Source organism: Dyadobacter sp. SG02 (assembly GCF_900109045.1).
Lineage (GTDB): Bacteria > Bacteroidota > Bacteroidia > Cytophagales > Spirosomataceae > Dyadobacter.
The window spans coordinates 32321-45070 of the sequence record NZ_FNYL01000004.1 but is presented as its reverse complement, the minus strand read 5'-3'; the positions used below and the strand labels follow the sequence as shown (position 1 = coordinate 45070).

General features: G+C 51.7%; 8 protein-coding genes. All 8 read right to left on the bottom strand.

What is annotated here, in order from left to right:
* Window positions 1-13: 13 nt before the first annotated feature.
* Window positions 14-886, bottom strand: a complete 873-nt coding sequence (locus BMW93_RS10205; protein WP_090375138.1) for an AraC family transcriptional regulator — start codon at window positions 884-886, stop codon at window positions 14-16.
* A 98-nt stretch (window positions 887-984) separates the two neighbouring features.
* Window positions 985-1968, bottom strand: a complete 984-nt coding sequence (locus BMW93_RS10200; RefSeq protein WP_090375137.1) for an arabinan endo-1,5-alpha-L-arabinosidase — start codon at window positions 1966-1968, stop codon at window positions 985-987.
* Complete coding sequence (locus BMW93_RS10195; RefSeq protein ID WP_090375136.1) at window positions 1968-2657, bottom strand: DUF3823 domain-containing protein; 690 nt, start codon at window positions 2655-2657, stop codon at window positions 1968-1970. The genes BMW93_RS10200 and BMW93_RS10195 overlap by 1 nt, the downstream gene beginning before the upstream one ends.
* Before the next feature lie 5 nt (window positions 2658-2662).
* Entirely contained in the window at window positions 2663-4546 is a 1884-nt protein-coding gene (locus BMW93_RS10190; RefSeq protein ID WP_090375135.1) for a RagB/SusD family nutrient uptake outer membrane protein, read from the bottom strand.
* A gap of 9 nt (window positions 4547-4555) precedes the next feature.
* Window positions 4556-7753 (bottom strand): TonB-dependent receptor, encoded by a 3198-nt coding sequence (locus BMW93_RS10185; RefSeq protein WP_090375134.1) that lies wholly within the window; start codon window positions 7751-7753, stop codon window positions 4556-4558.
* Window positions 7754-8030: 277 nt separating this feature from the next.
* Entirely contained in the window at window positions 8031-11780 is a 3750-nt protein-coding gene (locus BMW93_RS10180; RefSeq protein ID WP_090375133.1) for a PVC-type heme-binding CxxCH protein, read from the bottom strand.
* Between the two features lie 45 nt (window positions 11781-11825).
* A complete protein-coding gene (gene tnpA, locus BMW93_RS10175) occupies window positions 11826-12299 on the bottom strand; it encodes an IS200/IS605 family transposase (protein WP_090376201.1) in 474 nt (157 codons plus the stop codon).
* Between the two features lie 269 nt (window positions 12300-12568).
* A partial coding sequence (locus BMW93_RS35405) for a hypothetical protein (protein ID WP_177194061.1) occupies window positions 12569-12750 on the bottom strand: 182 nt, incomplete at its 5' end.

Here is a 12750-nt window from a genome sequence, read left to right as displayed (position 1 = left end):
AACCCCACGACGCTTAAATATCCCTAAACCCCTTCTGGTACTCTCCGGGCGACATGCCGGTCGTTTTTTTGAAAACCCGGTTGAAATTCGTCACATGGTCGAAGCCGGTCTGGTAGCAGATGTCCGAAAAGCTATCGAACTTACCGGAAAGGATAATCTTGCAAGCCTCGTTGATGCGCACTTCGTTCAGGAAACTCACGAAGGTTTTGTCGGTATGCTTTTTGAAATACCGGCAGAAAGCCTGGGGCGTGAGGTTGGCGACTTCGGAGATCTCGGCGAGGGAAATGTGGCGTTTGTAGTTCGTGACGAGGTATTGGAAAATGCGGTCCATGCGGATACCCTCGACTTCGGAAATCACCTGCTCGCTGTTACTCGTCGCGAGCGGTTTCAGGTCGCGGGTTGTTGAAAATTGGTAGAGCAGCTTGATAAATGCGGCGACCCGCTGACTCTCCTTATGATGAATAATTTCGGAAATGATTTTCTGTACCGCCTCCCGCGCTTCTTCCGGAATCTGGAACCCGTTGTGTACCCCGTGGACAAACTTCCGGATATTGACCATTTCCGGTAAGCTCAGGATATTCTGGGATAAATAATTAGGATCGAAAAAGATGGAAACGGAGTGGATTTGTCTGGGTTCGTCGGGGTTGAAATAAGATTCGTCATTCTTGAAAATATGCGATTGGTTGGCCCCGATAATGTAAATGTCGCCCGATTCGAATCGCTGCATATAATTCCCCGCGACCAGGATACCCGAACCTTCCACCACCCACTCGATCTGCACCTCGCGGTGGCGGTGCAAATGCGGGTAGTAATGGGGTAGCTTTTCTTCCTGAACAACAATTGTACTTTCGCGGGAAACGGGTATGGTGAATTGTACGACTTTCATAATACTAAATATACGCAGGAAGGTTGGTTAATGCCTTATGCGGGTTTGGATTTTGGGAGTAGATTTGCATTTTTTCGGTTGCGCTTGGCGATGTAACATCAATGCGAACGCAGCACAGGCCAGTCGTCCTGCCAATCCAGCTGCTCCACGCGCAACTTGGAACGACCCTTATCCCTGGCATCATACCCATGAAAAACCAGGTAATCCACCCCGTCGAACGTGCTGACCGCATTATGCCCAACTCCGTGCCAATCTGCATCGCCTTCCAGAACCAATGTCCCGCCGCCTTGTGTCATCGGCACGCCATTCTTGTCGAGGTAGGGGCCGGCGAGTGTTTTGGAGCGGCCTACGCGCATTTTGTAGGTACTTTTTTCGCCCCGGCAACAATAATCATAGGAGGCAAAGAGGTAGAAATAATCAAATTTTTTGAAAATAAATGGCGCCTCGATGGCCCCGTTACCGGCTGTCGAATCGCTGCCCGGCCTCGTGCGCGGGACGCTTGCGAGCGTGAACCAGGTTTGTGGTTGGGCAATGCCGCGGGCGTCGGCATTCAGTTTTACGAGTTTGATACCGTTCCAAAACGACCCGAATGCGAGCCAGGGTTGCCGCTGTTCGTCGACGATCAGATTAGGGTCGATGGCGTTCCATTCGTCGCGGCCAGGAACGGATTCGATTACCTGTCCGTGATCTGTCCAAAGGTAGTCGGGGCTGGCGGGATTCAGGGTCTTGTTGGTCGTTAGGCCAATGCAGGAGCGGTTTTTGCCAAATGTGGAAATCGAATAATAGAGGTAATACAACCCGTTGTGATGTGAAATATCCGGTGCCCAGATATGCCCCTTGAAACCGGGAACGGCTTTGACGGCCCATTCAGGCGGCGCGCCAAAAACCGGTTTCTCCTTTTTCCAGTTTTGCATATCCTTCGACGACCACATGCTGATACCCCGACCGGTGGCGAAAACGTAATAAACCCCGTCCTGCCGGATCATCACCGGATCGTGGACAGGGATATTCGTTTGCAAAGAATCCTGGGCGCGACCGGTTTGCGCGCCCAGGATGAGTAGTAGGAAAATGAAGTGCCTCATTATTTCAACATAATCTTCTGCGGAATGCCGAACAGCATTTCGCCGACGCCCGAAGTCTTCACGCCTATACGCGCATAAACGTACTCGCGTGACGCGAGGCCAGCGGGAATGGTGGCTGTCAGCGTAACCGGTTTCGACAGATCGGTCAGGTTTGCGGCTACTTCCTGTGCATTACCGACATTGTTATTCGGATCGACAATAGTAGTGGTGCCAATGTAGAGGTTCACGCGCTCGATCGTGCGGCCCGTAGCAACTTGCTGTACGTTGAAAGTGGCCGAAACCTTGCCTTCTCCTTTGGCATACACATCATTTTTAAGTACAAAATAGGGGTTAACCGGCACGTCGATCTCCTTGGAACCACGCAGTTCGACGTCGATGGAGTCGGTATTGTCCGCCCAGGGACCGTTGCCGCGCAGCCGCACGAGTTTGTAGTTGCCATCGAAAAGCGAGGCCGAGAATTTACCGTCCTGATCGATATGCACGGGTATTTTGGTAAAAAGCTGGTAGCCATACTGCCAGAGTTCGAGCTGGACGCCATTGGAGCGCAGGCCAATGGGTTGTCCTTCAAATACGACTCTGCCTTTCAGCACCGACTTCGGCTCGGTGCGGTTATCTTTTTCGCAACCCGACAGGCCGACCATGAATGCCAGCAGCAACGCGGGAATGCATTGGATGATTTTTGATTTCATTGCGATTAATGGAATGGGTTACGGATGATTTTCGGGTTGTTATCGATGATGGCCTGCAAAATGGAAGAATAGTAATTGCCCATCTGGAAAAATCTTGGCGCTCTGAAACGGGGCGCTACAAGCTTGTCAAAAACATACTTCCCGTGCGTCGCGTGACCCGGGCGCACGACACGGTACGGGTACAGGGCATACATCACCGCGTCGGGGTTCGAGGCGTTGCCGTTCCATATTTCGTGCGCGATACGCCATCTTTTCACATCCCATACCCGGTGGTCTTCGAATGCAAGTTCCACGCGACGTTCGTTCTGGAGTTTTTCGAGCGTCAGCGTTTTCAGGCTGTTCGCGGGGAAGCCGGCACGTTCGCGCAGGGTGTTTACATATTTCAATGCATTGGCATTCTGCCCCAGCTCGAAAGCCGCTTCGGCCGCATTCAGGTACATTTCTCCCAGGCGAAAACGCACCCACCACATATCGCTGCGGATACCGCGCGTGCTCGACATGGCCGTCTGATCCACATATTTGCGCAGATAGAAGCCCGTGTTGGAAACCTCCGTTTGCGAACGCTGCGGGCCGGAAGCGCCCGTAAGCAGGCCGCCGTCGTCATATGCAGAGCCCAGGACGTTGGATTCGACGGTTTTGAATGCATTGGTCGCATTATCCCACACTTTTACACCCGCCTGGATCTGTACTTCCGAACCGCGGAAACTCGTGCCCGGATAAATGATCGTTCCGTAAAGACGCGCGTCTTTGTTGGCGAAAATGTCCTGCAACTTGTCGTAGTAAACATAGTCGGTGTTGCCGGCGTTGCGGTTTTTGAGCTCACCGGAAGAGCCGTCGAGGTACTCGTAATCTTCCACAAGGTTGAGCGACGGGGTAATGGACGAGGACGAAAGGTTATCCTCGCGAACATTACGCGCGATGTTGTCGTACGTGAAACCGTGGCGTTTGTCTTTACTAACCAGGAAATCCTGTGCCCATATCACCTCCCGGTTGGCGCTCTTTTTGGTAATGGCCTCGTAGAAGTTGGTACCCTTGTCCGGATTGGTTTTGTAGAGCTCATAACTGCCGCTGCTGATGATCTCCTCCGCTGCTGCCAGGGATTTGGTATAATAATCATTAGCCCTGGCCGCCGGAATGCCTACCTCGCCGCCGGGCGTGGTGATGGGTGACGCCATTTTGTTATTATACTTCGCAATGGACGCCGCGTACAGCATCGCACGGCTTTTCACGGCCAGCGCCGTAAACTTGTTCGCACGGGTGTTGCTCGTACCATTGCCGAGCACATCTTTCACCGCATCCAGCTCGCTGGCGATGAAATCGTACACTTCTTCTTCCTTGTTGCGGGGCTGCTGCAAGGCCGACGGGTTACCATCGAAATTGTAGATCAGCTGCTTGGTTACCAGCGGAACGCCGCCCATCCGCTTCACGTGCTCGAAATACACATAAGCACGCAGAAAGCGAAGTTCTGCCGAGAACTGGGTCTTTTGAGCATCCGAAAGCTTCACGGCGTAGGTCTGGATGTTTTCCAGAGCGAGGTTAATGTCGCGGATCAGGCTATAATCCCAAAGACGCCAGCGATCGAAACCATAATTGATGATATTGTTCCGCGCGTCGTCGTTGTTGGACCACATTGCTTCGTCATACGCCGCAAAATCCTGCCAGCCTTCCCGGTTGTTCGCATTGACATCGCCATTGGAGCCGTGGCTGAGGTCGGTATGGTAGGGCAGGCGATCGTAATAGTTGGCCAAAAGCCCGGTGATCATCTTCGGGTCGTTCCAGACCTGTTCTTCAAGAATGATATTCTGCGGCTTACGTTCGAGCCAGTCGTTGCAACCGGCAAAGACCAGCATAGAAGCTCCGACCCATATTTTCAGTGATAATTTTTTCATAACCAGTTTTTAGAAAGTGAGGTTAAAGCCTGCATTGAACAATCGCTGCTGCGGATACACGAGCGCATTACCCGATGAAATTTCCGGGTCGATCTGGTACTTCTTCACATTGTCGATCGAGAAGAGGTTGGAAGCGTTCACGTAAATGCGCAATGCGGAAAGGCCGAGCTTTTTGGAGATTTTTTGGTCAAATGAATAGCCGAACTCGATGTTACGCAGGCGGATGTAGCGCACGTTGGTGATCCAGAAATCGCTTTTGCGGAAGTTCACGTGGCTTGTATTGTCCTTGCGGATGGCCGGGTACGTGCCGGGGATCCATTTGCTGTTCGGGTCGAACGGATCTTCGCGGTGCCAGCGGTCTTCGAGCATGTAGCCCGGCGATGTACCGTTGTTCTGGTAAGGGATTTTCAATTCCCAGTTGCGCTGGAAACTTTGCAGCGACGCACCCGCAAAGTCGAAGAACATCGAGAAACCTTTGTAGGAAACACTGCCGTTCAATGCAAAGCTCAGGTACGGGTTAGCACCTTCCGCATAACCGATAGGACGTTCGTCGAGGCTGTTGATGATGCCGTCGCCGTTGGTATCCTTGTAAATGAAGTCACCCGGAAGCTGGCTGCGGTTGCCCTGGCCGTCGTTGTCCACGGTATGGCTTTCGATCTGCTGCATGGATTGGAACTGGCCTACTACCTCGTAACCCCAGTTGATATTGCCCCAACGGTCTACAAATGAGTCGCGGTATTCATTGTAGGAGTTACCAAAGCGCGGTTTGTAGAAATCAAGGTCGCGGCGGCGGGAAAGGGTAGCATTGGCGCTCAATGTGTAGTCAATTTGTCCTACATTGCTTTTGTACGTCAATACCCCTTCCAGACCGCGGTTAACGTCGGAGTTCAGGTTTTCGTTGGGAAGGGTATAACCCACTTCGGACGGCAGCAACACGTCATAGCGGGCAGCGGGCAGGCCGGTACGCTTTCTTTCAAAAATATCGAACTGACCGGAAAGCTTTCCGTCCATTAATCCAAAGTCCAGACCAATGTTGGTGGAAATGTTGGTAATCCATGAGAGCGTAGTGATCGGCAAGCCTCTCGGGCGCACACCAATGTTGTAATTTCCATCAAAAATCGCGCTTCCCTGCAAGAAGTTGTAACCCGGCAGGTAACTGAAAGGCGCTACTACGAAATCGTTGTTGGCATTGTTGATGCGGTCGGCACCGGTACGGCCATAGGAAGCACGGAGTTTCAGGTTGCTGAATACATTTTCGAGTTTGCCTTTGAAGAAATTCTCCTCCGAAATACGCCATCCGGCCGAAACGCCCGGGAAGAAACCGTACCGTTTGCCGGGCGCATAGAGGAACGATCCGTCATAGCGGCCCACGAGTTCAAGCAGGTATTTTTGTTTGAAATCATAATTGATCCTTCCCACATAACCCGCCCGCGCTTCGGTGCTCCACTCGTCGATAAGGATATCCTGGTTCGCGAACGACATCAGCGGGATGTAGTTGTTCGGTGGTACGGTGTGGACAACGAGGTAGGTATTCACATTGTCGGAGCGCTCGTAAGCGGCAACGGCCGAAATGTCGTGGTTACCGAATGCTTTTGCATAACTGAGCTGGAACTGGGCAAACCGGTCGACGATATTGCGTTTCCGGCGCTCACGCCACGGGTTTTGGTTACCGCCGCCGGGCACCACGTTGTACGCATCGTTCTTTTCGTCGTAGGTATAGGCGTCGTACGTATATTCGAAACCGTCGAAATCGAAATTGGTGAATGCATAGGAGTAGGTTCCTTTCGCTTTCAGGCCAAATTTGAAGTCATATTCCGCGTAAAAGTTACCTTTCACATTCCGCCAGACTTCGTCGATATAACCCGTCACGTCGCGCTTGTAAGTAGCCGGGTTGACGTTCACATTGTGTGTTTGATTGATGTATTTAGGATTGTCGTTGGCGTAAGGACGTTCCGTAGGCCACATGGTGAAAATACTTAGGAAGGGGTTGAAATAATCGTCCAAACCCGGTACACCGATCTGGAACCGGTTCTCGATCCGGCCGCTGATCTGCGTTCCTACTTTCAAACCTTTCGTAAGGCTCGATTCGAGGTTGGCCTGAATGTTGGTCCGTTTAAAATTATAATCACGGATCAATGCATCCTGGTTGAGGTGGCTGATCGAGAGGAAGTAATTCATCTTCTCGCTGCCGCCCTGCACGCTCGCATTACCGAAGTACTGGGGCACATTCGGGCGCATTACCATATCGTAATAGTCGTAGCTCTGGTAACCCTTTTCAGTACCCACGCGCCATTTTTCCAGTTCGACGGGGGTAATGGAAGGCACGCGGCCCTGGTTTACGTCCGATTCCACGAGCCCGCGCATGTGCTGGTATGCATTAGCGGGCTTGGGGTAGCGGGTGAAATTTTGCAGACCATAATATCCCGACAGGCTGATCTTCGTACCATCGCCTGCCTTACCTCTTTTGGTAGTAACCAAAACCACCCCGTTGGCAGCCCGCAGACCGTAAATGGCGGCCGAAGCATCTTTCAGGATTGAAACGGATTCAATGTCGTTCTGCCCAAGGTTGTTGAAACTGCCGACATCGGAAGGCACGCCGTCGATGACAAACAAGGGTGTACCCATGTTCCGGATCTGGATGGTAGTGGCTGCACCGGGACGGGCATCGGCCTTCCGGGCGGTGATACCCTGCACGCGGCCCACCAATGCATCGGCCGTTCCGATAGCGGGGGTCCTGATCAGATCTTTGGCCTGTACGCTGCTCACCGCGCCGGTAAGCGTCGCCTGTGATTGCGTGCCGTAACCTACCACGACTACTTCCGTCAGTTCCTCGCTGCTGGGGAGCAGGGTTACCTGGATATTCGACTGGTTACCGATCGCGATTTCCTGCGAGGTGTAGCCGATGAAGGAGAAGGAGAGCGTGGTCGCATTGTCGGCCACGTTGAGTGAGTAGGAACCGTCGGCACCGGTAATGCTTCCCGTAGTGGTGCCTTTCACGACCACGCTTACACCGGGAAGCGGGTTGCTTTTTTCATCGACGACCTTTCCGGTGATGGTTTTGTCGACGGGTTTTCGGTAGGTGACGGCCGGCTCAAAACGCAATTTTTCCGACCAGACCTCCTGGGGCGACAGGCATCCTGCTGCCAAAAGGGCAAAAAGAGGCCTGCGAAGCCCCGAGAGGGGGTTTCGTCTGTTTTGGTTGTTCATTGTTAACCTGGGTTAGATGTGAGTAGTTGTTACAGCATTATGTTATTTATTGGTATTTCTAATTATTTATTAATAAAAATTATTGAATAAATACTATTTAAAAAATGGTAAAAAAATAACCCTCCGGCGGATTCGACAACCCGTCGCACATTTTGTGCTTTAAAATCCAGCCATCCAGATTCGCAGAAGGCATTTTGAATGCTCTGCGAATCTGAACGTTGACAACTATACGCTAAATTGAAATGGGTTTTGAAACCATAGGCTCAGCAGTTTAGAATTATAACCCTTTTTCCTTTACAACTTTCATGACCCCGGTCATCAGGCGCCAGTGGCCAGGGAACGTACATACATACGGATAGTCTCCTACCTGATCCGGTACTACAAACTTCAAGCGGTAAGTCTGGCCGGGGTTTACGAGCGGTGTAGCAGCCAGGACCTGGGGGATATTGGGTACATAATTCTTCTCTGCGCCGTCTTTGGCGGTGATCATCTTGTCGGCAGCAGCGCCGATGATCTCGGTAGACTTGGGACGTCCTACCACAACGTTATGCTGCATCGCATCCGGGTTTTCGAACACGATTTCAACCGTTTTACCGGCAATCGCGGTGAATTCGGTCACGGTGAATTTCATTTCTTCACGGATCGCCTTGATCGTCACGACCTGTACATTCGGATCGGCTGCCACTTCCTCTTTAATGCCGTAAGATTCCAGCAAGGTGGTGTAGCGGCTGCTTAGATCGTCGGGGATTGTGCTTTTAACGCTTGCCAGCAGTTTTTTGCCTTCGTCGTTAGCGGTTTCTTTGCGTTTCGGGTTCCATGCGCCGAGAATACCTTTTACGATCGCATTGCGGCCTTGCGGGTCGAGTGATTGCGAGGTCTGGATGAGTTTCAGCACATCGTCGCCGCTTGCATAGGAAGTGTAGCCGCGTACGGTACGTTCCAGCGCGAAGTCGGAAAGGCGGTCTAGGCGACGCACTTCGAACGACTTGCTCATCGTGTTGTTTTTGTTCTCGTCTTTTTCAGGGACCACATTATCCACATCGACAGTCGCCGTTACATTCACTTTACCCGCTTCATCGGAAGTGAAACCGAATGCCGTTTTCCACGGGCCGTTGTTACCTTCTACTAGCTTTACGGTCTCTCCCGGCGCAATGCCGTTGGTGAGCTGGCGGCTGATGTAGTTGGTATTCAAAGAACGGCTGCGGATGCCCACATTCACGACAGGCACCTGGTCCTTGGTTACAGGTACGGAGCCAATATTGGTAATCTCGATCACCACGCGTGCGTATTCCCGTACGTAAGGCGTTTTCGGCTCGATCACGATGTTGGTAATCGCAAGGTCGGCAGCGCCCTGGACGGTGACTTTGCTTGCGCCATGACCTTCGTGATTCATCGCCGAATGATCTGCATGGTTAGCAGACGCTGTTTGCTGAGCAGAAGCATTGGCCGAACCGGCTTTGGCAACACGCTGCGCAAGGTATTTAGTACGCAATGCACCGTCGTGCGAATTGAGGATAGCGGCAAATGCATCCGGCATCCAGCGGTCTTCCGCGTTGGAATAGTTATCCAGCAATGCCAGTACAGCGGTCTCGATCTGCGGCGTGAAAGGTATTTCCGAGAAAGCGAGGAGCGTGTTCAGCACAACCAATGGCTCTTTGTCGTGCAATGCATCGGCGGTGAGCAATACTTCGCCGGTTGCGGCGGTGCGTGGGAGCACTTTTACAGCTGTTTTGCGTACGTCGTTGGATGGGTGTTTCAATGCTTCCACCACGACCGGCAGTACTTGCGGGTCGGAGATCGCGTTCAGGCCTTCCAGCGTCCACAATGCGTGGATCACAGCGGTATTCAGGCCTATTTCGTCGACTGATTTGTCTTTAACGAGTTCAACCAGTTTGCCTACTACATCTTTATTACCGCGTTCCACCAAAAGGCGTTGCGCGTGCTGGCGCCAGAACATATTGTTGTTTTTCAACGTTGCTACCAGCTCTTCCGGGCGCGATTTGCTCAGCGTGATCGGCGTGTATTTCGGCGCATTCTTCCAGCCGATGCGGTAGAGACGGCCGTGTGTGAAATCGCGCAATGGCGTTTCATAGGCGTTACCTTTTCCGTTTTCGGAACCCTTGGGTGTCGGGTTGTGCTGAATGATGTAGCTGTACCAGTCCGCCACCCACACAGCACCGTCCGGGCCTACTTCCGCGAACACGGGAGCAACCCATTCATCGGCACCCGCGAGGAGGTTAAAACCAAGCTGATCTTCATAATCGGTGCCTTTTTTCACCATCACGTTCTGGTGCAGAATGTGGCCGGTAGGCTCGGAAACGAATGCGACTTTGTTCCAGTATTGTTTCGGATAGGCGCGGGCGGTGTAAAAGTTATGACCTGCTGCGGCGGTAAATCCACCGAAAACGTCAACCTGGCGCACTTTTGGGGTAATAGGCTGCATATCCTTGTGGGTATCGGTGCTGCGGCTACCGTTATCGACTTTGCTTGCTCCGAAATAGCGGTTAGGAATGGCGCTGTACCAGCCGTGCGAGTTGTTGGCAGTGGAACCGAACAAATCACCAGCCTCATTGAAGCCCAATCCCCAGGTATTGTTAGAAGTTTTGGCAACGATTTCCATGTCCGAACCATCCGGTTTGAAACGGAACAATGCCTGACCGAAATCGAGTTGGTCGCTGTTGCCTACCTTGCCTTTGAAGCCCGAGTAACCTACCGAGCCGTAAACCCAGTTGTCGAAACCGTAATGCAGGTTGGAAGGACCGGCATGGGTATCGCCCGTACCGAAGCCGGAGAAGAGAATTTTCTTTACATCAGCCTTATCATCGCCGTTGGTATCCTGCAAAAACAGCATGTGCGGAGCCTGTGAAACAACCAGACCGCCGTTTGCGAAAGCCATACCGGTAGGAATGCTCAGATCATCGGCGAATTTGGTGAATTTGTCGGCCTTGCCGTCATTGTTTGTGTCTTCGCAGATGAGGATGTAGTCGCTACCGCCGGTGTCTTTGCGTTCGTTCGGATAATCTTTGGTGATCAACACGTATAGTCTGCCGCGCTCATCCCAGGTCATCGCGATCGGGTGCATCACGTCCGGCTCGTGCGCGAAGACGCTCAATGTAAAGTCGACGGGGATTTGAATATGCTTTACAGATTCTTCCGGCGAAAGCGGCAACTGCTGCATTTGGGCACCCGGGCGTTGTTCGTAGTTAGGAAGCTTCGCCTCGCGGTATTCGAATGGCTTAGGTGCCAATGCGGCCAATGCTTTGCGTGCATCGTCGTTCACAGCCCACAAAATACCTTTTTCGATCATATCCTGGAAGCCTTGCGTACCCCAGGTGCGCTCGTCGTGGCCATATGCGGTGTAGAAAATGCGGCCTTTGCCGTGAGTCCTCACCCAGGTATAAGGCTCTTTCTGCTGTCCAGGACGATCTTTTTCCTGGTCTTTCTGGATCAGGCGCTCGGTAAGCACGATGTTATCGGGTTGCAGCAGCGTGTGCAAATACGTTTCATCCACCGTTTTGAATGGTTTCACGCCTGCGATGGCGGGGTGGTCGGGCTTCGTCCATACCGGCTGGATCGTATCCCAGGTATGGCGCCAGAACTGCCCTCCGATCAGCTTCACCACTTCTGCATTGTTGCGGAAGCAGTAGGAAGCGCAGTGAATGGGGATAAAGCCTTTGCCGCTGGCCACATAGTCGAGCAGCGACTTCGCCTGTTGCGGCGCGATCGAGTCCCAGTTGGCATACAGCATCAATGCGTCGTACTTGCTGAGCGTTTCGGGGTTCAGGTCGTTGAGGTTATCCGTATAGGTAAAGTTGAAGCCTTTGGGACCCAATGCAGCCATGATCTGCGGAACGCGTTCGGCGGGCTTGTGATGGCCCTTGTCGCCCAGAAACAGGATTTCCAGTCGGCGGGCCTTCGCTTCACCCTTGGAAGAAGCAGTTTTAACCGACGCGTTCTGGGAGTTTTGCTGAGAGGCACATCCCAGCAGGACAATACCTAAGATAAAGGATAACGCTTTGGTTTTCATTGAGGTTAATTTTTCTTTGTTGTATTTGGGACTAGGTAAAATCTGTCAATTCCACGCATAAATTTCCTGGAAATCAAACAGATATTCGTTTTTGTATTCAACTTCAAAGTCTCGCAACATTTGAAGGTATTCTTCGCGGAACGTCTTTTTTCTATGATGCTCCTCCTGGCTGACAATGTAACGGATCACTTGGTCGATACTGCTCCGGGAATATGAAAACGCACCGTAGCCTTTTTGCCAATTGAAATTCATCAGATTAAAATGCTCCTTAATCCATTTATTGGAAGAGGTCTTGATTTCTTCAACCAGGGTCGGCAACGGCGTGGATGGGTTGTAGCCGATCAGAATATGAATGTGATCGGGCATTCCATTAATTGCCAGTGGCTTCGAGCGATGGTTGAGGATTATTCCTCCGATATATGCATACAAATCGTTTTTCCATGCTTTGCTGATCAGGCTTTCACGGCCCTTCACCGAAAAAACAATATGTATGTATAGCTGTGTATAGGTATTTGCCATTTTGATAATGTGTGTTGTGGTGGAAAAATCATTCGGCATACGGCGAATTTCGTTTACGCCATAAACCGCTTTCTACAAATCTTGCGGTGCTCTGCACCTTTGCGTTTTTGTTGATTCGCGTCGCGTTATACAAATCATTCTGTTCTACAAATCTTGCGGTGCTCTGCACCTTGGCGTTTTTGTTGTTTTGCGTCGCGTTATGCAAATCGTTCTGTTCTACAAATCTTGCGGTGCTCTGCACCTTGGCGTTTTTGTTGTTTTGCCTCGCGTTACACAAACTCATTCTGTTCTACAAATCTTGCGGTGCGCTGCACCTTGGCGTTTTTGTTGTTTTGCGCCGCGTTACGCAAATCGTTCTGTTCTACAAATCTTGCGGTGCGCTGCACTTTGGCGTTTTTGTTGTTTTGCCTCGCGTTACGTAAATCATTCTGTTCTACAAATCTTGCGGTGC